This window comes from Mesorhizobium sp. GbtcB19, from assembly GCF_019091085.1.
GTDB lineage: Bacteria > Pseudomonadota > Alphaproteobacteria > Rhizobiales > Rhizobiaceae > Mesorhizobium.
This window is the reverse complement of record NZ_JAGXJY010000004.1, coordinates 92432-114188: the sequence shown is the minus strand read 5'-3', so window position 1 is coordinate 114188 and position 21757 is coordinate 92432. Positions and strand designations below refer to the sequence as shown.

At 64.0% G+C, this 21757-nt stretch carries 19 protein-coding genes; 18 read left to right on the top strand and 1 reads right to left on the bottom strand.

Features of this window, described 5'->3' with window-relative positions; translation table 11 throughout:
- Window positions 1-9: 9 nt before the first annotated feature.
- The 13 genes from KVT37_RS09550 (at window position 10) to KVT37_RS09490 (ending at window position 14306) form a co-directional block, all read left to right on the top strand.
- Window positions 10-996, top strand: a complete 987-nt coding sequence (locus KVT37_RS09550) for an aldo/keto reductase (RefSeq protein WP_217572072.1) — start codon at window positions 10-12, stop codon at window positions 994-996.
- Window positions 997-1001: 5 nt separating this feature from the next.
- On the top strand, window positions 1002-1865 hold the full coding sequence (locus KVT37_RS09545) for an amidohydrolase (RefSeq protein ID WP_217572070.1): 864 nt from the start codon (window positions 1002-1004) through the stop codon (window positions 1863-1865).
- 281 nt (window positions 1866-2146) lie between these two features.
- Window positions 2147-3379, top strand: a complete 1233-nt coding sequence (locus tag KVT37_RS09540) for an ABC transporter substrate-binding protein (RefSeq protein ID WP_217572068.1) — start codon at window positions 2147-2149, stop codon at window positions 3377-3379.
- Window positions 3380-3467: 88 nt separating this feature from the next.
- Window positions 3468-4337 (top strand): branched-chain amino acid ABC transporter permease, encoded by an 870-nt coding sequence (locus KVT37_RS09535; RefSeq protein WP_217572066.1) that lies wholly within the window; start codon window positions 3468-3470, stop codon window positions 4335-4337.
- Between the two features lie 13 nt (window positions 4338-4350).
- The gene (locus KVT37_RS09530) at window positions 4351-5430 is read left to right on the top strand and encodes a branched-chain amino acid ABC transporter permease (protein WP_217572064.1); all 1080 of its coding nucleotides are present in this window, start codon (window positions 4351-4353) and stop codon (window positions 5428-5430) included.
- Window positions 5417-6145, top strand: a complete 729-nt coding sequence (locus KVT37_RS09525) for an ABC transporter ATP-binding protein (RefSeq protein WP_217572062.1) — start codon at window positions 5417-5419, stop codon at window positions 6143-6145. Before KVT37_RS09530 ends, KVT37_RS09525 begins: the two co-directional genes overlap by 14 nt.
- A complete protein-coding gene (locus tag KVT37_RS09520; protein ID WP_217572060.1) occupies window positions 6142-6894 on the top strand; it encodes an ABC transporter ATP-binding protein in 753 nt (250 codons plus the stop codon). Before KVT37_RS09525 ends, KVT37_RS09520 begins: the two co-directional genes overlap by 4 nt.
- A 358-nt stretch (window positions 6895-7252) precedes the next feature.
- Window positions 7253-8122 (top strand): LysR substrate-binding domain-containing protein, encoded by an 870-nt coding sequence (locus KVT37_RS09515; RefSeq protein WP_217572058.1) that lies wholly within the window; start codon window positions 7253-7255, stop codon window positions 8120-8122.
- A 326-nt stretch (window positions 8123-8448) separates the two neighbouring features.
- Complete coding sequence (locus KVT37_RS09510; RefSeq protein ID WP_217572056.1) at window positions 8449-9435, top strand: glycine betaine ABC transporter substrate-binding protein; 987 nt, start codon at window positions 8449-8451, stop codon at window positions 9433-9435.
- Window positions 9436-9580: 145 nt separating this feature from the next.
- Window positions 9581-10468, top strand: a complete 888-nt coding sequence (locus tag KVT37_RS09505) for a proline/glycine betaine ABC transporter permease (RefSeq protein ID WP_217572054.1) — start codon at window positions 9581-9583, stop codon at window positions 10466-10468.
- On the top strand, window positions 10461-11531 hold the full coding sequence (locus tag KVT37_RS09500; RefSeq protein ID WP_217572052.1) for a glycine betaine/L-proline ABC transporter ATP-binding protein: 1071 nt from the start codon (window positions 10461-10463) through the stop codon (window positions 11529-11531). The genes KVT37_RS09505 and KVT37_RS09500 overlap by 8 nt, the downstream gene beginning before the upstream one ends.
- A 329-nt stretch (window positions 11532-11860) precedes the next feature.
- Window positions 11861-13897, top strand: coding sequence for an NADH:flavin oxidoreductase (locus KVT37_RS09495; protein ID WP_217572050.1), 2037 nt, complete (start codon window positions 11861-11863; stop codon window positions 13895-13897).
- Between the two features lie 70 nt (window positions 13898-13967).
- The gene (locus tag KVT37_RS09490) at window positions 13968-14306 is read left to right on the top strand and encodes a cupin domain-containing protein (protein WP_217572048.1); all 339 of its coding nucleotides are present in this window, start codon (window positions 13968-13970) and stop codon (window positions 14304-14306) included.
- Window positions 14307-14441: 135 nt separating this feature from the next.
- Here the strand turns inward: KVT37_RS09490 and KVT37_RS09485 are convergent, their stop codons facing one another.
- Window positions 14442-15023 (bottom strand): amino acid synthesis family protein, encoded by a 582-nt coding sequence (locus KVT37_RS09485; protein ID WP_217572047.1) that lies wholly within the window; start codon window positions 15021-15023, stop codon window positions 14442-14444.
- Window positions 15024-15184: 161 nt separating this feature from the next.
- Here KVT37_RS09485 and KVT37_RS09480 point away from each other — a divergent pair, with 161 nt between their 5' ends.
- The 5 genes from KVT37_RS09480 (at window position 15185) to KVT37_RS09460 (ending at window position 21611) form a co-directional block, all read left to right on the top strand.
- On the top strand, window positions 15185-16984 hold the full coding sequence (locus KVT37_RS09480; protein WP_217572045.1) for a helix-turn-helix domain-containing protein: 1800 nt from the start codon (window positions 15185-15187) through the stop codon (window positions 16982-16984).
- A 176-nt stretch (window positions 16985-17160) separates the two neighbouring features.
- The gene (locus tag KVT37_RS09475) at window positions 17161-18138 is read left to right on the top strand and encodes a flavin reductase family protein (protein ID WP_217572043.1); all 978 of its coding nucleotides are present in this window, start codon (window positions 17161-17163) and stop codon (window positions 18136-18138) included.
- Window positions 18139-18160: 22 nt separating this feature from the next.
- The gene (locus KVT37_RS09470) at window positions 18161-19672 is read left to right on the top strand and encodes an aldehyde dehydrogenase (RefSeq protein WP_217572041.1); all 1512 of its coding nucleotides are present in this window, start codon (window positions 18161-18163) and stop codon (window positions 19670-19672) included.
- Window positions 19673-19704: 32 nt separating this feature from the next.
- On the top strand, window positions 19705-20781 hold the full coding sequence (locus KVT37_RS09465; protein WP_217572039.1) for an LLM class flavin-dependent oxidoreductase: 1077 nt from the start codon (window positions 19705-19707) through the stop codon (window positions 20779-20781).
- A 2-nt stretch (window positions 20782-20783) separates the two neighbouring features.
- Window positions 20784-21611, top strand: a complete 828-nt coding sequence (locus KVT37_RS09460) for an alpha/beta fold hydrolase (RefSeq protein WP_217572560.1) — start codon at window positions 20784-20786, stop codon at window positions 21609-21611.
- Window positions 21612-21757 lie beyond the last annotated feature (146 nt).

Sequence of the window (21757 nt, the reverse complement as noted above, 5' to 3'; positions counted from 1 at the left end):
TGAGTTTCCATGCATCAAAGGCGATTTGGCCGCACCGGCTGGCAAGTGTCGGAAATCGGCTTCGGCAGTTGGGCGATCGGCGCCGACTGGGGCGATGTCGAGGAGAAGGACGCGATCGCGGCGCTCAATGCCGCGCTCGATTCAGGTGTCACGATGATCGACACGGCCGACGTCTATGGCGACGGCCGGGCGGAAAAGCTGATCGCAAAGACGCTGAAGGGGCGGGGAGGTGCCAGGCCGATGGTCGCCACCAAGGCAGGCAAGCGGCTGAACCCGCATGTCGCCTCCGGTTACAATCGCCAGAATCTGACCAGCTTCGTCGAGCGCAGCCTGCGCTATCTCGAGGTCGACGTGCTCGACCTGGTGCAGCTCCACTGTCCGATGACAGAGGTCTTCTACCAGCCCGAAACATTCGAGGCGCTGGAGAAGCTGGTCGAGGAAGGCAAGATCCGCCACTACGGCGTCAGCGTCGAGAAGGTCGAGGAAGGCATCAAGGCGCTGCAATATCCGGGCGTCGCCAGCGTCCAGATCATCTACAACATCTTCCGGCAGCGCCCGGCGGAGCTGTTCTTCGACATGGCGCGCCAGAAGGATGTCGCCATCATCGTCAGGGTGCCGCTGGCCAGCGGCCTGTTGTCCGGCAAGTTCCGCAGCGATTCCGCCTTCAGCGCCAAGGACCACCGCAACTACAACCGGCAAGGCGAGGCCTTCGACGTCGGCGAGACGTTCGCCGGCGTGAATTACGAGGAAGGCCTGCAGGCGGTCGAGGAATTGCGGCCGCTGCTGCCGCCAGGCGCCACCATGGCGCAATGGGCGCTACGCTGGATCCTGATGAACCCGGCGGTGACGGTGACCATCCCTGGCGCCAAGTCCGTCCGGCAGGCGCAGGAAAACGCGGCCGCGTCCGACCTGCCCGCGCTGTCGCCGCAAGTGATGGAACGCATCGCCGATATCTATGAGCGGCGCATCAAGGCTGCCGTGCACCAGCGCTGGTGAGCGCCATGGGCACCGATAGGCCTCTGGTCATCGACGGGCATCAGCATTTCTGGGACCCGGCGGACGGGTCCTGCGGCTGGATGACGGAGGATTACGCCGCCATCCGAAGGGTGTTCTCGCCCGAGGATCTCAGGCCAGCGCTGGCCGCGGCCGGCGTTGATAAAACCATCCTTGTCCAGACTTGGCATTCGCTCGACGAGACGGTGGCGTTCCTGGAGACGGCCAACCGGACCGATTTCGTCGCCGGTGTGGTCGGATGGGTCGACCTCACCGATCCCGAGGTGGCGGCCACACTGTCCATGCTGAAGGCGCGGCCGGATGGTCGCTATCTGGTCGGCGTCCGTCATCTTGTCCACAACGAGGCGGACCCGGACTGGCTGCTGCGCGCGGATGTCCAGCGCGGGCTGGCGGCGGTCGCCGAGGCGGGCCTCGCCTGCGACCTGCTGTTGAAGGAGCCGCAGATCCCCGCGGCCCTGGAGACGGTGGAGCGGCATCCGAACCTGCGTTTCGTCGTCGACCACATCGCCAAACCGCGCATTGCGAAGCACGCGATGGAGCCGTGGGCCGGATTGATGCAGGGCTTCGGGGCGCATCGCGACCATGTCTGGTGCAAGCTCTCCGGGATGGTCACGGAAGCCGACTGGTGGCACTGGAGAAGCCAGGACCTGCAGCCCTATGTCGACGCGGTGCTTTCGATCTTCGGGCCATCGCGATGCCTGTTCGGTTCGGACTGGCCGGTCTGCCTGGTCGCGGCCGACTATCAGTCGGTCAAACGCGCGCTCGGCGAGTGTCTCTGCGGGCTGACGGAAGAGGAGCGTTCGCAGATTTTTGGCGCTTCCGCCGTCGAGGCGTATCGCTTGGCGCTATAACAGTGACGAGACCCTGAACCTCTCCTGCCTTGGCGACGGCCAGGCCACATTCATCATCGCTATGATCGCGGCGCATGTCTCTGCGTCGGACATCCTTGTCCGGTGCCTCGCACCGACTGCGATGAACTTTTCTCATCCAAGCTGAGATCAGAAAAGGACGAACGAAAAGGGGGTGACACGACGCCACCCGATCGTTCGCTCCAGGCGGAGTCATGTTGACAGCCTTGTTACATGGTAATAGGGTTGTATGACAAGTTGGCCATGTAACGGGAGGAACATGCATGAGACAGCTAGGACTTGGATTGACCATGGCGGCCGCGGGGCTCGCCATGGCTTTGCAGACGGCCCGCGCCGACGAGGAACTGCCCATCGGCGTTATCGCCGCGCAGTCGGGCTCATTCGTTTCGGCGGGCAACACCATTGTCGGCGCGGCCAATCTGGCGGCGCAGCAGATCAACGACGCCGGCGGCATCAAGGTCGGCGACAAGACCTACAAGATCAAACTCTACATCCGCGACAACCGGACCGATGTGAATGTCTCCATCGCGGCCGCGCGCGAACTGGTCAACGACATCGGCGTCAAGGCGATCTGGGGCACCGAGACGCATGACTTCTCGGTGTCGATGGCCAAGATCACCGGCCCGGCCAAGGTGCTGCAGTTCTCCGGCAACAGCTCGCTCGGCGCCGTGCTCGACGACAAGGCGGTCGCCGACGATGGCTGGCTGCATTACACGTTCCAGAGCGAACCGCAGGAATGGCAGCGCAGCGGCAGCACCGCCAAGGGCGTGCTGTCGTTGCTGACGTCGCAGCTGAAGTCGCCGCCGAAGCATTCGGTGGTGTTCGTCGGCAACGACGCGACCGGGCAGTATCTGTCCTCGCACTACGTCAAGGCGCTCGAAGCGGAGGGCCAGAAAGTCGACCTGGTGCAATATCCGCCGGATACGACCGACTTCTCGCCGCTGCTTACCCGCATCAAGGGCATGAAGCCCGATATCGTGCATTTCTGGTACAATGGCGATTCAACGCTCACCGCCTTCCCGCAAGCCCTCAAGCTCGGCGTGGCGCCGTCCTATTTCCTGTTCGGCGTCGATCCGGGCATCTATCAGGAGCGCAGCCTGAAGGCGGATGTGCCGGTGACGCTGAGCTGCGTACCTGTCTGCTGGGGTTCCTCGCCGTTCCCCGAGGTGAAGCAGTATTTCGAAAAGTATTTCGGCCTCGGCGCCGCCAAGGGTCCGCAGTCCTCGGTCTCGCTGCTCTACTATGATTACTTCTTCTGGTACGCCAAGGCGCTGGAGAAGGTCGGCAAGATCGACGATCCGGACGCGGTGGTCGCAGAGCTCCTGAAGTCGGACTACAAGGGCGTCGTGTCGCCGGTGCCGCTTGTCTTCAACAAGCACCACCAGGTCACCTTCGCGACCGAGGTCTGCATGGTCGAGCCCAACACGTCCGACCAATTCAAATGCGCGGTCGAGCAGCCGCCTGCCGCTCCGCCGCCCGGCGACAATGGCGGCTGAGGCAGCCCGCTGAAATATCCGACATCGGGATGGGCGGCGAAGGTTCCGCCCATCCTTCCCCTGCAGGTTTCGCCAACCGGATTCGACGATGGACATTTTTGTGCAGCAACTGGTGAACAGCCTCTCGGTTGCCAGCGTCACCATTTTGATCGGCATCGGCATCACGCTGATCTTCGGCCTGGCCGGCATCGTCAATTTCGCGCATGGCGAGTTCCTGATGGTGGGCGGCATGGCGACCTGGTTCATGGTCGGCGCCGGCATGAACTTCTTCGTGGCGCTGGTGTTCGCCGGACTGCTGGTCGGCGCGCTCGGCTTTGCCGCCGAGAGATGCCTGTTCCGCTTCACGCTCAACCGGCCGATGAACGGCTTCATCATGTCGATCGGCCTCAGCGTGATCCTGCAGCACGCGATCATCCGCGTCTTCAACGAATTCCAGAAGAGCATCACCGACCCGGTCGGCCTGGTCTGGACGATCGGCGGCGTCGACATCATCGCCATGCGCGCGATCGTCGTCGCGATAACGGCCGTCATCGTGGCGATCACCTATTTCGGCATCTCGCGCAGCCGCTACGGCATGGCCCTGCGGGCGAGCGTTTCGGACCGCGACACCGCCGAGCTGATGGGCATTCCGGTGCGTCGCTACGTCACCGGCGTCTTCATTTATGGCAGCCTGCTTGCCGGCATCGGCGGCGCCCTGATGATTTCGCTATTTCCGATCACGCCCTTCACCGGCAGCGTCATCATCATCCGCGGCTTCGCGGTCTCGCTGATCGGCGGTCTGGGCAATGTCGGCGGCGCTGTCGTCGGCGGGCTGGTGCTCGGCCTCGTGGACGGCCTCAGCGCCGGATACGGCTATCCGGAATGGACCGATGCCTATTCGCTGGTCGTGATGATCCTGATCCTGGTGCTGCGGCCGCAGGGCCTGCTCGGCGGCACGCTCGGCCCCAAGGCATCGTGAGATGTCGATGCCCATGACCGACAACAGTGCCGCCAAGACGGGCGCAGCTACAGAAGGCGCCAGAGCCCGGGATCGCCTCGCGCTTCTGACGGCGGACAATGCCTCCGTTCCCCTGCCGGCCGGCGTCCAGGCGGTCACGGCAATCCTGCTGGCGGCGCTGCTCATCGCATTGCCCTGGCTCGGCCTCGGCTACCGCTTCCTGTCGATCGCCATCACCACGCTCTATACGGCGATCGGGCTCTACGGCCTCGGCCTGCAGTTCGGCCAGGCCGGCATCATGTCGGTCGGCCATGCGGCGCTGATGGGGGTCGGCGCCTATGCCTCGGCCATCCTCTCCGTGCAGCTCGGTCTGGGCTTCTGGACGTCGCTGCCCTTCGCCATGGCCTTGTCGGCGATCGTCGGCGGCGTCATCGGCCTGCCGACGCTGAGGGTCGGCGGCCAGCATTACATCATCATCACCTTCTGCTTCTGCGCCCTGTTCGTCATCGTTCTCACCAATGGCGGCACCTTCACCGGATCCGCGACCGGCCTCGACGTCGGGTCGGTAACGCCCTTGCCCGGCATCAATTTCGACAAGCTCTCCAACAATTACTACCTGGTCCTGGCGGCGCTGTTTCTGGCGCTTGCCGCGACCTATCTCATCGGCATTTCGCGCTACGGCCGGACGTTGCGGGCGATCCGCGAGAACGAGCAGCTGGCGCGTTCGGTCGGCATCAATGTCGACCTGCATAAGCTTGGCGTGCTGATGGTTTCAGGCCTGTTCGCCGGCCTCGCCGGCGTGCTGCAGCTCTATTACCTGCGCCACATCTCGCCGACCCTGTTCGGCGCCTTTCCCAGCCTCTATCTGGCGCTGATGGTCATGCTGGGCGGCGCCCGCTACCTCTACGGGCCGCTGATCGGCGCCGTCATCGTCAATTTCCTGCCCGAGGTGCTGAACCTCGATCCCGTCGATTCGCGCATCGCCTACGGCGTCTGCCTGCTCCTGGTGATCCTTCTGCTGCCGGGCGGGGTCGCCGCCGGCATCAAGAACATCTACTGCGCGCTCGCCGGCGGGTTCGACAGGCAAGGCGGAGGCTTGAATGGCCGCGCTTGAGGTGAGGGGCCTGCGCAAGCAGTTCGGCGGCGTCGTCGCGCTCAACGGCATCGATCTCGACATCGACACCGACCGGGTCGTCGGCATCGTCGGTCCCAACGGCTCCGGCAAGACCACCTTGTTCAACGTCGTCACCGGCGTCCATCCGGCGACCGGCGGCACGGTATCCTGGCAGGGGCAGGACATAACCAATATCGGCGCCCATCGCATCGCGCGGAAGCGGCTGGTGCGGACGTTTCAGCAGGCGATGTCGTTTCCGGGCCTGACCGTCGACGAGAATGTTCGGATCGCCTGGGAGCAAGGGAGGAGGGGCGGCAGCCGCTGGGCCTCGCCCGGCATGATCCTCGACTTCGTCGGATTGGCGCCGCTCGGCAAGGCGATCGCGGGATCGCTGCCCTTCGGCAGCCTTAGGCGCCTTGGGCTGGCCGTCGCGCTCGGCGTCTCGCCTGAGCTCCTGCTGCTCGACGAGCCCGGCGCCGGGCTGAACGACAGTGAAGCCCAGGCGTTCGCGGCGGTCATCGCGCAACTGCCGCCGCAAGGCATCGGCGTCTGCCTCATCGACCATGACATGGACATGATGTCTGAGCTCTGCGACCGCCTTATCGTGCTCGACTTCGGCACCAAGATCGCCGAGGGGCCGCCGGCCGAGGTGCTCGCCGATCCCAAGGTGCGCGAGGTCTATCTCGGCCCGGACAAGAAGGCGGCCCTGTCATGAGCCTGCTTGCCGTCGAGCATGTCGATACCGGCTATGGGCCCGTCGCCGTCAATCGCGACGTCTCGCTCGCGGTCGGCAAAAATGGGATCGTCACCATCCTCGGGCCCAACGGCGCCGGCAAGACGACGCTGCTACGCTCCATCGCCGGTCTGGTGAAGCCGCGGCGCGGCACGGTGACCTTCGACGGCCGCGACGTCACCACGCTTCACGCCGACGAAAAGGCCACGCTCGGCGTCGTGATGGTGCCGGAGGGCCGCCATGTGTTCGCCGACATGAGCGTGCGCGAGAACCTTCTGCTCGGCGCCTATTGCCGCAAGGACAGGGATGCGATCGAGGCCGACATCGTTTTGATGGAGAGCTATTTCACCATCCTTGCCAAGAAGCGCGGCGCCAAGGCCGGTACGCTCAGCGGCGGCCAGCAGCAGATGCTGGCGATCGCGCGCGGCCTGATGGCGAGACCACGCATCCTTTTGCTTGACGAGCCTTCGCTCGGACTGTCGCCGCTGCTGGTGTCGGAGCTCCAGGGAATCATCATCGATGTCCGCGAGAAATTCCGCGCGGCGGTGCTTCTGGTCGAGCAGAATGCCGGGCTGGCGCTGTCGGTGGCCGAGCAAGGCTATCTGATGAATTCCGGGCGCATCGTGGCGTCAGGCAGCATCGAAGAGTTGAAGCAGTCGTCGGTCATGCAGGAGCTCTATCTCGGCAAGCGGGCGCAGCAGAACCACGGCGGCTCGCCGGCATCGCCGTGACGGGCAACTCCTGAAGCACGTCGCGCTGAAACTGATTCGAGCAACGCGCCTAAGTCGTTGTTTTGATGTATGCCGGCGGCAACCGACCGCTCTCCTGCGCTCAGTTCCAGCGCGCGTCCCTGTCGCGCGACCAAAGATGGCCAACGCGGCGAGAGCAGGTCGTAATCCGACTGCTGCCTCGTCTGGAGAAGCGCGTTGCTCGCCACTCTTTGGCTGCATCCTTGAATGGGGGGTTGAAGGATGATCCAATGAGCTTGGCATTCCCTCGCAGCCCGGTGGGGCGAAGAAGCATTAGATTCGCGGACATATGAGTCACGACCGAAGAACCTTCCGGCAATCGGTACCCTCGCTGCACGGTTTGATCCTGTTCGAGGCCGCCGCGCGTCACCTGAATTTTTCGACCGCCGCGAGCGAACTCTCGATAACCCAGCCGGCGGTGAGCCACGGCATCAAGCAGCTTGAGGCCGCGCTGGGGCATCCCTTGTTCGTGCGCGAACATCGAACGCTCAGCCTGACCACCCAAGGCGTGCGGCTCTATTCGGCGGTGGCCAGCGGTTTCGGAACCATATCCGAGACTCTGGCCGAGATTTCCGGTTCGGTGCACCGGGACAAGATCGTGGCCGGCGTTTCCACGGTGCTTGCTGTCGAGTGGCTGGCGCCGAGGCTGGGGAAGCTGCGGCAGGACCTCCCCAATCTGCAGATCGAGATCCGCTGTCTCGACCGCGATCCCGATCTACCCTCCTCGAACATCGACGTGCATATCCGCCTTGGCGACGGCCACTGGCCCGGCTGCACCAGCACGCGGCTCTGGGCGGAGCACATCGTGGTGCTCTGCAGTCCGGAGTTTCTCGAGCATAACGGTCCGTTCAACTCGATCCCGGAGATGCTGTCCCACCCGCTCATCCACTATACCGACCCGTACCGGCTAAGGCCTGGCTGGGGCGAATGGTTGCGCGCGCTCAATGTGCCGGTGCCGCCGAATTTGCCTGTCGCGCTGGAGGTCAACGATCAGCTGCTTGCCCAGAAGGCGGCCGAGAAGGGCGAGGGGCTCGTTCTGGCGCAACGACCAATCGTAAATCAGGCGATTGACACCGGACGATTGACAATCGCCTTCGACCATACCCTTGAAACAGGCCGTCACCACTATGCGGTGACCCCTTCGGGACAAGGTACCCGCAGGGCCGTCGTGCAGTTCCGGGACTGGCTTGTGGCAAACGCGTGCAACTAGAGCATTCTGCTTTGCGCAATTCCGGACGGAAAACCGCTTCACGCTTTTCCTGGAATTGCTCTCTATCCGACATCGATAGAAGCGCGCGATCACTGGCTCGCAGCCGGAACCCATCCTTGCGCGCCAGGTAGCTTGGTGCCCTGAAACGCGTCACGCGGCGCAAGGATCGTGCCGTTCTTCTCGCTCATACATCCATGAATCGAATTGCCCTTTACCGTCCGGGGCCTCGACGGAATGCTCATTGACGCAAATGGCATCTTCACCGGCCCACTGCCCTCGCGGGCTTGGCGCCGGAACGACAAAGCGCCAACCAATGGGGAAATCAAATGAGAAACTTGTTGCTTGCAGCCTTTTCTGTCGGGGCTGTGATGAGTACTGGAGTCGCGCACGCGGCTTGCGACGACATCACATTGGCGGTCTTCAGCTGGCAGTCGGCCGAGGCCATGTCGAATGTCGACCAGTTCATCCTGAAGAACGGCTATGGCTGTAACGCCACGACCGTTGCGGGCGATACCGTGCCGACGATCACCGCGATGATCGAAAAGGGCCAGCCTGATATTTCTTCGGAATCGACGCCCAGCCTTCTGGGCGACGTCTATACCAACGGCGCCGCCGAGGGACGGATCAGCCAGATCGGCACGGCGATCAGCGACGGGCAGGTTTCCGGCTGGTACATCCCCAAATATGTCGCGGACGCCCATCCCGACATCAAGACCGTCGACGACGCCATGAAGCATCCGGACCTGTTCCCGGCGCCGGAAGATCCCTCGAAAGGCGGCGTTATCCAGGGGCCTCAGGGTTGGGGCGACACCGTCGTGACGGCGCAGCTCTTCAAGGCCTTGAACAACCCCAACTTCGTTCTGGTGCCGACGGGTTCGGCCGCCGCCCTCGATGGCGTCATCTCCAAGGCCTATGAACAGAAGCAGGGATTTCTCGCCCAGTACTGGGCGCCCACATCGCTGCTGGTGAAATATCCGATGGTTCGCCTCGAGATGGCCCATGACGACGCCGAGTGGGCGCGTTGCACCTCGAAGCAGGATTGCCCCGACCCGAAGCCGAACTACTGGAAACAGGCCGAGATGGTGACGCTGGCCAGCAGCAAGTTCTCGAAGCGTGACGATATCGGCCCGGTCAAGGACTATTTCGCCAAGCGCAGCTGGACGCAGGCTGAAGTCGGCAAGGTCATGCTGTGGATGACCGACAACCAGGCCAATGGCGAAGACGGCGCCAAGTGGTTCATCAAGAACATGCCGGACGTCTGGACCAAATGGGTCCCGGCCGACGTCGCCGATAAGGTCAAGGCCGCGCTCTAAAACCTTGCAACCGGGCAAGTGGGGCTCTGAGGATCTCAGGGCCTCCATTATGCGCTCCGGTTTGCCGGCGCAGCCTATATTCCCTGCTCGCGGCTATGGCCGGCATTGTGTGGCCAATGGCGCACTCACGATGGGGCATCGCGATATGGATTGGCTTTTCAAATTCCCTCAGCTCGACCCCGAATTGCTGCTTGCGGTCAAGCGGGCCATCGACAGCGCGCTCAAGGCGCTGACACGCAGCTACGGTCAGTCGATCGAGGATTTCTTCTATCCGCTGCTTCGCGTCCTCATCTTCTTCGAAAACACCATCTCCAACGCACCCTGGCCCCTGGTCGTGCTCGCTTTGGCCGCCATCGCCTGGTTTGCGGCGCGGCGCTGGACAGTGGTCGCCGCTGTCGTCGGCACACTCATCGCCATCGGCCTTCTCGGCCTGTGGCAGGATGCGATGAAGACCATCTCGCTCGTCTTCACCTCGACGATCTTCGCCATTGCCATCGGCATCCCGCTCGGCATCCTGATGAACCGCTACAAGCGGGTCGGCGCGGTGATGCAGACGGTGCTCGACGTCATGCAGACGATGCCGCCCTTCGTCTATCTCATCCCGGTCGTCATGCTGCTCGGCATCGGCCGGGTGCCGGGGTTCATCGCGGTGGTGATCTACGCCATCCCGCCGATCATCCGGCTCACCGATCTCGGCATCCGGCTGGTCGACAAGGAGGTGCTGGAAGCCGCCGACGCCTATGGCTGCTCGCGCTCGCAAAAGCTGTGGAAGGTGCAGATCCCGCTCGCCATGCCGACGATCATGGCCGGCATCAACCAGACGATCATGATGGCGCTCGGCATGGTGGTCATAGCCTCGATGATCGGCGTGCAGGGGCTGGGCCTCAACGTGCTGCAGGCCATCGCCAACCAGTATTTCACCCAAGGCATCTTCAACGGCTTTGCCATCGTCGGCATCGCGATCATCTTCGACCGCATCAGCCAGGCCTACGGGCGCCGGCTGCAGAAGCATCGGGGCGCTACGCATGGGTAGAAGCGAAACGTCAATCGAGATACGCGATCTCTACAAGATATTCGGCAGCGCCTCGCGGCAGCATGTCGAGGCTGTTCGCAGCGGTATGACCAAGGCGGAATTGGCGAAGACCCATGGACACATTCTGGGCCTGAACAACATCAACATCTCCATGCCGGCCGGCAAGATACAGGTCGTCATGGGGCTGTCCGGCTCCGGCAAGTCGACGCTGATCCGCCACATCAACCGCCTTATCGAGCCGACATCCGGATCCATCACCATCGACGGGCGCAACGTTCTCGAGATGTCCGAACTGGAACTGCGGGAGTTCCGCCGCAATCGGACGGCAATGGTGTTCCAGCGCTTCGGGCTTCTGCCGCACCGGAGCGTCATCGACAACGTGACGTTCGGGCTGGAGGTGCGCGGGGTCGACAAGGCGAAGAGCCGCGATACGGCCATGCGCTGGATCGAACGCGTCGGTCTTGCCGGCTTCGAGACGCGCTATCCTGAGGAATTGTCAGGCGGCATGCAGCAGCGTGTCGGTCTTGCGCGCGCGCTGAGCAACGACGCCTCGATCCTCTTGATGGACGAGGCTTACTCGGCGCTCGATCCGCTGATCCGGACCGACATGCAGACCATGCTGCTCGAATTGCAGACGGAATTGAAAAAGACCATCGTCTTCATCACCCATGATCTCGACGAGGCGCTGCGGCTCGGCGACCGGATCGTCATCTTGCGCGACGGCTCGATCATCCAGCAGGGCGACAGCCAGGACATCCTGTTGCGACCCGCCGACGACTACATCGAGAGATTTGTGAAGGACGTCAATCGCGGGCGGTTCATCAAGGTCGACGCCGTCATGGATCTTGCACCGTGCTCCGACAAGGCATCGCTGCCGAAACTGAAGTCCGGCACCACGCTCGAGGCCGGCGCGAAAGAGCTGACGAACTCAACCCAGGACGAAGCCGTCGTCGTCGATGCCCACGGCAAACCGCTTGGATCGGTTTCGCTTCGGCAGATCACGGCCGCATTGTCTTCGGCTGTCGAAGCTGGGCCGCCGGCGCAGAGCCGCGCCTTGGCGTAGCCATCCAACGTCGTCGCCGGTGAAGCTCCGGATCGGGCTTGCGTGCCTTTGCGATCCACGACGCTTCGTGGATAAGCAACTGCCTTTAAAGCTTTCGATCTGGTATGATATATCTTCGGTAATGGTACAATATACCGAGAGATATCCGCAAAATCCCTGGTATTGTTGCACCGCAAAAACGCTAAAACTGAATTCTTTTCTAATGGTACCATGAAAAAAATTGCAGTTTACCGAATCCTTTGGTGAGAAGACATTTGCAATCTCCTCATCCTCATCGATGCGCCAAAAGGGGCGGTCGTTTGATGGCCTTGTCCCAAGCGAGTTCTAAGATGTCAAACGATCCGCTGCTGCAGCCCTTCCAGCTCAAGCATCTAACCCTTCGAAACAGAATCATGTCGACATCGCACGAGCCTGCCTACACCGAGGACGGCCTGCCCAAGGAACGCTACCGGCTCTACCACGCCGAGAAGGCCAAGGGAGGGATGGCGCTGACGATGATCGGCGGGTCGGCGGTCGTCGACATCGACAGCCCGCAGGCCTTCGGAAATATCCAGCTTCACAAGGATGACGTCGTGAAATGGCTGCGCGAACTCGCCGACGACGTGCACGCGCACGGCGCGGCGGTGATGATCCAGATGACCCACATGGGCAGCCGCACCAGCTGGAACAAGGACGACTGGCTGCCGATGATCGACGCCTCCCACATCCAGGAGCCTGCGCACCGGGCGTTCCCCAAGGCCATGGAGGACTGGGACTACGAGCGGGTGATCGCGGCGTTCGCCGATAGCGCCGAGCGCGTGAAGGAATCAGGGCTCGACGGGTTCGAGCTCGAATGTGCCTCACATCTCATCGCGCATTCCTGGTCTCCGGCCACCAACAAGCGCGACGATGGCTATGGCGGGTCGCTGCAAAACAGGATGCGGCTGGTCACGGAAATCCTCGCCGCGATCCGCAAGCGGATCGGACAGGACTACATCGTCGGCGTGCGCATGGTTTGCGACGAAGCCATGCCCAGAGGGCTGCCGGCCAACGAAGGCATGGAGATCGCAAAGCGCCTGGCCGCGAGCGGAATGATCGACTTCGTCAACGTCATTCGCGGCCATGCTTCGCGAGATGAAGGCCTCAGCCACGTCATTCCCGGCATGGGCAAACCGTCGGCGCCGCATCTCGATTTCGCCGGCGAGGTTCGCCAAGCGGTGGGCATTCCGACTTTCCACGCCGCCAAAATTCAGGACGTCGCCACCGCTCGCCACGCGATCGCCAGCGGAAAGCTCGACATGGTCGCGCTGACACGCGCCCATATGGCGGATCCCCACATCACCCGAAAGATCATCGAGGGCCGCGAGGATCAGATCCGGCCCTGCGTCGGCATGGGCTACTGCATCGACTCGATCTATCCGGGCCAGGCGTCCTGCGTGCACAATGCGGCGACGGGCCGAGAGGGCACTCTGTCGCACATCATCGCAAAGAGCGAAGGCCCGATCCGCAAGGTCGTCGTCGTCGGAGCAGGCCCTGCCGGCCTTGAAGCCGCGCGCGTCGCCGCGGAGCGCGGTCACCGGGTCAAGGTCTTCGAGGCCGGCCCCAAGGCCGGCGGCCAGATCCTGATCACATCGGCCTTGAAGCGGCGGCGCGAGATCCTCGGCATCGTCGACTGGCGTCTCGCCGAATGCGACCGCCTTGGTGTCGATATCGAATATAATCGCTACGCCGAAGAGCGCGATGTCGTGGAGGAAAAGCCCCACGTCGTCGTGGTGGCTACGGGCGGACTGCCCAACCTGGATTGCGTCTACGATGGCCAGGACCTGGCGACCACCACCTGGGATATATTGAGCGGCGGCGTGCCGGTCGCCAAATCCGTGCTGATCTACGATGACGGCGGCTCTCAAGCCGCGATGACCGCAGCCGAATTCATCGTGGACGCCGGCGCGGAGCTGGAGCTTGTGACGCCGACGAGAATGTTGGCCCCCGATATCGGCGCAACGACCTACCCCGCCTATTTCAAGGCGCTGGCAAAGGCGAAGGCAACGGTCACGATGAATTTGCGCATCGAACGGCTGGAGCGCCGCGGCAACAAGATCGCCGCGATCTTCCTCGACGACTACACGAAGGAATTTTCGGAGAAGATTGTCGACCAGGTCGTCATAGAAAACGGTACGAAGCCCATGGAGGACCTCTACTTCGCGCTACGGCCGCTTTCGAAGAACCTGGGCGAAGTCGACTACAAGGCGCTTGTCGCAATCCAGCCGCAACAAAAGATCAAGAACCCTGACGCCGATTTCCAGCTGTTCAGGATTGGCGACGCCGTGGCCAGCCGAAACATCCACGCCGCGATTTATGACGGCCACCGCTTCATGGCGGCGGTCTAGGTCGCGCCTATGGGTCCAAAGCTCGACGTTTTCGAGACGCCTGCGCAACCGAATGTGGAAAGGATAGACGGTGACAACTCAGGAGCTGACAAATCGCGTGGAGCGTGGCTCTCGCTTCATCGACCTCAATTCGGCGGTGTGGATTGAGGCCGAGCCGGGCGTCCAAATGAAAACAATCTACAAGGATGAAGCGAGCGGCGAATCCACGATCCTGATGAAGCTGGATCCCGGCAGCCGCTCCGCCATGCACGCGCACGACCAGCTCGAGGAAGTGCTGGTGCTGGAGGGCTCGTTTTCGGACCAGGACCACACCTACACCGCCGGTCAGTATTGCATCCGGGCTATCGGTGCGGAGCACGAAACCTTTTCCGAGACCGGCGGTATCGTGCTGTTGATCTACAGGAGATAAGCGAGCTCGCAGACATGGCTTCCGATATCCCCGATCGCATCAAGAGGGCGCAGCGGAACCACGGTGCCTCGCAGGCATCACCGTGAGGACAAATCTGGCAATCCGCGCTCCGCCTTCCGGCGACGGCGCGCGAAATTAGATTGCCGCCTCCTGCTCCATTTCCTTCATGTCCTGAAAGCGGTCCGCGATCCGCGGGTGGAGCCGGCCGCCATCCGCCGCGCCGATGGCCACGACGATCTCGTCGGCGGCCGGGCCGTCGGCGATCTGGAAGTTGGCGGTGATGAAATGGGAGCGGCGGCCGTTCTCGCTCTTGTGCATCATCGGCAGCGACAGCAGAGCGCCGGGCGCGTTGCGGGTGTTGCAGAATTCGAGATAGGTCGTGCCGCCGACGGCGTCGCGGAACACATTGCCGAAGCGCAGCGTGTGGATCATGGCCGAGGCGTGCTCGATCTCGCCGGCGACGCCGACGGCCGCGGCCTTGCCGTAGCTCTCGATGCGTTCCGCGGGCATGAGCTCGAGCAGGCGGCGCGTCAGCTCATGGCCTAGCCGGGGCGCGATGGCCACGATCTCGGGCCGCAGGTTCTCGACGAAGCCGCGCCCGGCCCAAGGATTGCGCAAGACGGCGGCGACGACGATCGAGGTTACCGGCCTGGCGCCCGCCTTGCCGCCTTCGATATGCACTTCCTCGATGAAGGTGCTGATTTTGCGCAATTCCATGATTTCGAACCCTGTTGGTGGAAGCCCAGCCTAGTCAGGCCCGCCAGCCAGGTATTCCTCCGGTTCGTAGGAAGAATCGGCGTGCACCCCGCTTGGAAGCGGTGTAGCGTTGGTATATCCGCGATGGCTTAAGTAGGCCTTCGCGAGGCGGAAGACCGGGCGTGGACCACGAGTCGCAAATTCTCTCTTTGCGGGACGCCGCCAGCCTCATCAATTCGGGTGGCGATCTCCAGTCGGTGCTGCGCGACCTCGTGCTGGCAGCCTGCCGCCATGCCAAATGGACGCTGGGCTCGATCATGAGCATCGATGCGCCGCATGGCCACGCCTATGTCATCGTGCGCCACGACCCGACGCTCATCCAGCGCACCTTGCCGGACCGTTGGGAACTGGCGACCAGTCCTTCGATCGTGGCGCTCAATCGCAACGAGCCGGTCTATATCAGGGACGCGCGGGTGTCCGAGGAGTTTCCCGGCTATCGCCGCGAGGCGTTCGAGCGCGACTACCGCAGCGTGCTCGTCATGCCGATGAACTGCGTCGATGAAGACGGCCGGCCGATGGTGCTGACCGTCGTCTCGCGCGAAATCACCGAAGTGAGCGCCGAGGATATCGCCTTCATCGGCATGATCGTGCATCTGGGCGAGATCGCGGTTGAGAAGCAGCACCGCCTGCGCCAGGAGAAGCAGGCCGGCGAGCGCCTGCAGCGCGCCCTGGCCGCGCACACCTCGCTGCTGCAGCAGGCGCTGTCGGAAGGATCGGTGGCCGCGCTCGCCGACAAGGTCGGCGAGCTGCTGCCCAATCCGGTCGTGGTCATCGATTTCCATGCCAATCTGGTCGTGGCCGGCCGCTCGCCGAGCGAAGCGCATTTCGATGCCGCGGCCTGGCAACAGGCCGTCGGCGGCGCACTCAACCGGCAGATATTCAAGGTCGCGCGCGGCGCCTCGGAAGCGCGCCAGAACGAGACTTTGTTCGTCGACGACGGCAAGCACCGGCTAAAGCTTTCAGTGCGCATCGAGCCGCTGACCATCGACGACGAAGTGGTTGGCGCGCTGATGATTTTTCCGACGCCGCAGCAGTCCGGCCAGCTCGACCAGATGCTGCTGGACAGCGCCAAATTCGCGCTCAGCGTGCAGATGATGCGCAGCTTCGTCCGCTTCCGCTTCGAGACCAGATCGCTGACCGAGCTCTTCCTGGAAGTCGTCGAGCGCCGCTGGCGCGATGAGGCCGATATCGTCAATCGAGCCCGTCGGTTGGGGGTCAACCTGACCGCGCCCCAAAGACTGATCGTCGTCGACTACGCCGATGAGGCCAAGGACGGCAGCGGCGGTCTTGCCGATCCCCATCATGCCCTCGTCCGACTGCTGGAACAGGTGGGCGTAGCGGGCACCGTTATCGCCGTGGAAGGCGGCCTTGTCTGTCTCGTCGCGGACGATGCCGGGCAGGACAGCGTCCGTCTCGCGAAATTGCCGAGCAAGATCGCGGCGGAGCTGGGCCGCTATTTCGAGCGTGAGCCGGCGGTGCTGGTTTCCGAGACGTGCGCGGTGCTGGCCGATTACCCGACCGCGTGGGAACGCTGCCGCCGCATGATCCGCATCGGTCGCTCCTTCGGACGCACCGGCGTTTTCGCCGGGCAGGATTTTGGCCCGCTGCCGATGCTGGTCGCCGCCGCCGACGTGCCCGACGTGCGCAACTTCGTCGACAGAAGCGTCGGCGCGCTGATCGCGCATGATCGCGAGCACGGCACGCCCTATCTGGACACGCTGTTTGCCTATCTGCGCGAAGGCTGCCGCAGCCAGGCCTGCGCCGACGCCATCGGGCTGCACGTCACTACCTTGCGCTACCGTCTGTCGCGCATGGAGGAGTTGTTCGGCATCAAGCTCGACACGCCCGAACAGCGCTTCGCCGTCGAACTGGCGATCCGCCTCAGCGGCATCATCGACAGCCGCGTGCCGGCCGTCCGCTAGAACCACTCCATCCCAACGCTACTGCCGTCATATCGCATCCCGTGCCAGGCACGGGCGCGTCGCGCTTCCGCTTGCTCGGGTTGGCAGCAGCGCCTCGCGAACTCTTTCCTACAGATCGGAGGAAGAACCGGTGCCGGCTCCTGCCTAGCCTTCATCCAACGATGTGGAGGAAGACGATGGCGGAAGCGGTGGCACAAAGGACGATCGACCCGATCGCCTTGCGTCGTGCCTTCGGCACCTTCGTCACCGGGGTCACCGTCATCACCACGCGCGACGCCGACGGCAATCCGCGCGGCATGACCGCCAATTCCTTCACCTCCGTCTCGCTCGACCCGCCGCTGCTGCTGGTCTGCGTCGGCAAGTCGGCGGCGAGCTTTCCGGCTTTCAACGAGACGCAGTCTTTCGCGGTCAACTTCCTGCATGAGGGGCAGGCCGATGTCTCGTCGGTGTTCGCCTCGAAGGCGGCGGACAAGTTCCAGTCGGTGAACCATGACCGCGCCCACACCGGCGCGCCGGTTCTCACCGACAGCCTGACCTGGTTCGACTGCACCGTTCACAACCGCGTCGAGGCCGGCGACCACATCATCCTGATCGGCCAGGTGCAGGCCTTCGGCACCAGCCCGTCGGCGCCGCTCGGGTTCTGCCGCGGCCGCTACGCCAGCGTGAAGGATCCGCTGCCGGCCGGCTGGCTGGCCGCCCAGGACATGATCATCGGCTATCTGGTCGAAGCGGGGGACCGCATCCTCCTCCGCGACGATGGCAAGGGCGGCTGGGTGCTACCGACGGCGCGGCGGCGCAAGGCGGACAGCAAGTTGGTGCTGGATGGCGGCGAGGCGCTGAGCCTCATTCCTGAAAACACCTTCCTCTATTCGGTGTTCGACGTCGCCGACAGCGACCCCGGCTATCTGATCTACCGCGCCGAGCTCAGCCGCGAGGGCACGCAAGCCGCGCTGCCGGACGGCCATGCCTTCTTTGCCGTCGACGCGCTGCCTTACGACAAGGTCGCCACCCACGAGTTGCGCGCCATGCTGCGCCGTTATGCGCGCGAGCGTCAGGACAAGCGCTTCGGCATCTACATGGACACCGGCGATGGCGGCCGCGTCGCCATGATCGACGGCCAATCGCAATCGTGGACGCAGGCCGCCTCCGAATGATGTTTTACGCAGGACAGACAGCATGAAAACGACGGTCGCATCGCTCGAAGGCTCGCGCCAGGACCTGTTCATCAACGGCGCGTTCGTGGCGCCGAGGAGCGGGCAGTATATCGACAGTTTCGACCCGACCACCGGCAGGCCCTGGCACCAGTTCGCCGAGGCCGGCGCCGAGGATGTCGGCGCGGCCGTCGAGGCTGCGCGTAGCGCCTTCGCCAACCCGGCGTGGCGGCGCATGACCCAGACCGATCGCGGCAAGCTCGTGCGCCGGCTGGCGGAGCTGGCGCTCGAAAACGCCGACGAGCTGGCGCTGATTGAGACGCGCGACAACGGCAAGCTGCTCAAGGAAATGCGGGCGCAGATGCGCGCCATGCCCGACAGCTACACCTATTTCGCCGGCATGGCCGACAAGCTGCTCGGCGACACCATTCCCGTCAACAAGCTCGACATGCTGAACTTCAACCTGCGCGAGCCGATCGGCGTCGTCGGCATGATCACGCCATGGAACTCGCCGCTGATGCTGCTCACCGGCACGCTGGCGCCATGCCTGGCGCTTGGCAATACTGTGGTGGTCAAGCCGTCGGAGCATGCTTCGGCCTCGACGCTCGCCCTGGCCGAGCTGATCACGGAGGCAGGCTTTCCCGCCGGCGTCGTCAATGTCGTGACCGGCACGGGCGCTGTCGCGGGAGACGCGCTGACCCGGCATCCGGGCATCGCGAAATTCGTCTTCACCGGCTCGACCGGAACCGGGCGGCGGATCGCCGCAAATGCGGCTGAGAACCTCATCCCGTGCTCGATGGAGCTTGGCGGCAAGTCACCGCATGTCGTGTTCGGCGACGTCGACATCGAGCACGCCGTGAACGGCGTGGTGTCCGGTGTCTTCGCGGCCGCGGGCCAGACCTGCGTCGCCGGCTCGCGCTGCTTCGTCGAGGCCAGCGCCTATGACCGCTTCGTCGAGGCGCTGGTCGAGCGCACCAAGCGGGTGCGGGTCGGCCTGCCGATGCTGGAGGACACCGATATCGGCCCGCTGGCGCTGTCGGCGCAGCTTGCCAAGGTGGAAACCTATGTCGCTTCCGGTGTGCGCCAGGGCGCCCGCATCGCGGCCGGCGGCAAGCGGCCGCAGGCGGATGAGCTTGCCGGCGGCTGGTATTTCGAACCGACGGTGATGACCGATGCCGACAACGGCATGGAGTTCATGCAGGAGGAGCTGTTCGGTCCCGTCGTCGGCGTCATCCCGTTCTCGTCGGAAGACGAGATGATCCGGCTTGCCAATGACACGCGCTACGGGCTCGCCTCCGGCATCTGGACACGCGACATCAACCGCGCGCTGCGCTTCGCCAGAAATGTCGAGGCCGGCACGGTCTGGATCAACACCTATCGCGCCTCCTCCTTCATGTCCGCCAATGGCGGCTTCAAGGAGAGCGGCTACGGGCGGCGCGGCGGCTTCGACGCCATGGAGGAGTTCTCACGCCTGAAGAACGTCGTCATCGACTATTCGGGCGCCATGCAGGACCCGTTCGTCATCCGCCTTCGCTGACCAGAACCCGACGCAACGACCGGGAGACCGACATGAAATTCGCCGTATCGCTGACCATGGAGCGCTTCTCGCCCGACATCCCGATGGCGCGCGTGAAGAGCAATCTGCTGGAACTCGCGCGCATGGCCGACGAGGGCGGCTTCGAGACGCTGTGGACGGCGGAGCACCACACGATCGAATGCACCATCTCGCCCAACCCGCTGATGACGCTGACCTGGCTTGCCCAGCACACCGAGCAAATAAGGCTCGGCACCTCGACGCTGGTCGCGCCCTATTGGAACCCGATCCGGCTGGCGGGGGAGGCGGCGCTTTGCGACCACCTGACCGGCGGGCGGCTGGAATTCGGCATCGCGCGCGGCTCCTACCAGTATGAATTCGACCGCATGGCCGGCGGCATGCCGCAGCAGGAAGGCGTTGCCTATCTGAAGGAGCTGGTGCCGGCGGTGAAGAAACTGTGGGCGGAAGACTACGCCCATGATGGCCACTACTGGAAATTCCCTTTCGCCGCCGGCGTGCCGAAGCCGCTGCAGAAGCCGCATCCGCCGATCTGGGTGGCGGCGCGAGATCCGGGTACATTCGACTGGGCGGTCGGCATCGGCGCCTCGATCCTGTCGACGCCCTTGTCGGCGCCGCCGGCCGAAGTGGCCGTCCTTGGCGAGAAATTCCGCAAGGCCGTCGCCGATCATCCGGAGGTGCCGCGGCCGCGCCTGATGATGCAGCGCCGCACCTGCGTCTACGAACGGCAGCAGGACTGGGAGATCGCGGTCGGCCATGCCATCGACTATGGCCGCGCCTTCGAGAACCTGTTCCAGAACATCGGCACCGTGCGAAACGGCTTTCCCGAAGCGGTGCCCTACGAGAGCGTCAAGGGCAAGGACAATTACAATCCCGAAAACATCCGCCGCAACCTCATGTTCGGCACGCCGGACGAGGTGATCGAGAAGCTGCTCGATTATGAAGCGGCCGGCGTCGACCAGTACTGCCTCGGCCTGACCTTCAACCTGCCGTTCGAGCTGCAGAAGAAGACGATCAAGCTTTGGGTGGACGAAGTGATGCCGGTCTTTGCCGCGCGCGAGCGCGACAGAGCGCGCCAGGCGGCGAGGGCGTGAGGATGGCGCGCTCCGGCCAGCTCGATGTCAAAGGCGTGCTGCTCAACTGGCGCCTCGAGGGCGAAGGCGGCGTGCCGCTGGTCTGCATCCATGGCGTCGGCTCCTATCTCGAAGCCTGGAACGGCGTGGCCGATCGGATGAAGGATCGCTTCGCGGTCCTCACCTTCGACCTGCGCGGCCATGGCCGCTCCAGCCGGGTCAAGGGCCGCTACGAGATCGACGATTTCGTCGGCGAGACGCTGGCGCTGGCCGATCATCTCGGGTTTGCCACCTTCCATCTGGCCGGGTTTTCCCTGGGCGGTCTGATCGCGCAGCGTCTGGCGCTGACGCATGTCGAGCGGCTGCGGAAACTGGTGCTGCTGTCAACGGTCGCCGGCCGGACGCCCGAGGAGCGAAACGCCGTGCGCGGCCGGCTGGCGGCGCTGATGGCGAGCGATGCCTCGGCGCATCACGCGGCCTCGCTGTCACGCTGGCTGACCGAGGATTTTCAGGACAGGAACCCCGGGATCATCGCGGAACTGCGGCGGCGCGACGCCGAGAACGACCGCGACTGCTACGCCGCCGCCTACCGGGTTCTCGCCGAAACCGACTTCGGCGGCATCCTCGACCGTATCGCATGCCCGACGCTGATCGTGACCGGCGAGGACGACCAGGGGTCCAGCCCGCGCATGGCGCGGCTCATGCACGAGCAGGTGCAGGGCTCCGAGCTCGCCATCCTGCCGGGGCTTCGCCACTCGATCCTGATCGAGGCGCCGGCGCTTGTCGCCGCCGTGATGGGGGACTTTCTATTAGGCGCCGGCCGGACGAAGGGAGTTGCCTCTCATGGCTAACCGCTCTGGCTTTCCCCGTGAGCGAGGGAATGACGACGGCAAACATCCTCCGCGGCAGCGGAAGATCGGACCGGCCATGGCGTCGCTAAATCCGCGAGCCGTCCGGAGGACGCCGACCTCGTCGGCAAGGGATTGCGAGATCATGA

Excerpts from the sequence above, each read along its gene's own strand:
- KVT37_RS09550 (WP_217572072.1), top strand. The coding sequence starts at position 10 with ATGCATCAAAGGCGATTTGGCCGCACCGGCTGGCAAGTGTCGGAAATC.
- KVT37_RS09545 (WP_217572070.1), top strand. The coding sequence starts at position 1,002 with ATGGGCACCGATAGGCCTCTGGTCATCGACGGGCATCAGCATTTCTGG.
- KVT37_RS09540 (WP_217572068.1), top strand. The coding sequence starts at position 2,147 with ATGAGACAGCTAGGACTTGGATTGACCATGGCGGCCGCGGGGCTCGCC.
- KVT37_RS09535 (WP_217572066.1), top strand. The coding sequence starts at position 3,468 with ATGGACATTTTTGTGCAGCAACTGGTGAACAGCCTCTCGGTTGCCAGC.
- KVT37_RS09530 (WP_217572064.1), top strand. The coding sequence starts at position 4,351 with ATGACCGACAACAGTGCCGCCAAGACGGGCGCAGCTACAGAAGGCGCC.
- KVT37_RS09525 (WP_217572062.1), top strand. The coding sequence starts at position 5,417 with ATGGCCGCGCTTGAGGTGAGGGGCCTGCGCAAGCAGTTCGGCGGCGTC.
- KVT37_RS09520 (WP_217572060.1), top strand. The coding sequence starts at position 6,142 with ATGAGCCTGCTTGCCGTCGAGCATGTCGATACCGGCTATGGGCCCGTC.
- KVT37_RS09510 (WP_217572056.1), top strand. The coding sequence starts at position 8,449 with ATGAGAAACTTGTTGCTTGCAGCCTTTTCTGTCGGGGCTGTGATGAGT.
- KVT37_RS09505 (WP_217572054.1), top strand. The coding sequence starts at position 9,581 with ATGGATTGGCTTTTCAAATTCCCTCAGCTCGACCCCGAATTGCTGCTT.
- KVT37_RS09500 (WP_217572052.1), top strand. The coding sequence starts at position 10,461 with ATGGGTAGAAGCGAAACGTCAATCGAGATACGCGATCTCTACAAGATA.
- KVT37_RS09495 (WP_217572050.1), top strand. The coding sequence starts at position 11,861 with ATGTCAAACGATCCGCTGCTGCAGCCCTTCCAGCTCAAGCATCTAACC.
- KVT37_RS09485 (WP_217572047.1), bottom strand. The coding sequence starts at position 15,023 with ATGGAATTGCGCAAAATCAGCACCTTCATCGAGGAAGTGCATATCGAA.
- KVT37_RS09475 (WP_217572043.1), top strand. The coding sequence starts at position 17,161 with ATGGCGGAAGCGGTGGCACAAAGGACGATCGACCCGATCGCCTTGCGT.
- KVT37_RS09470 (WP_217572041.1), top strand. The coding sequence starts at position 18,161 with ATGAAAACGACGGTCGCATCGCTCGAAGGCTCGCGCCAGGACCTGTTC.
- KVT37_RS09465 (WP_217572039.1), top strand. The coding sequence starts at position 19,705 with ATGAAATTCGCCGTATCGCTGACCATGGAGCGCTTCTCGCCCGACATC.
- KVT37_RS09460 (WP_217572560.1), top strand. The coding sequence starts at position 20,784 with ATGGCGCGCTCCGGCCAGCTCGATGTCAAAGGCGTGCTGCTCAACTGG.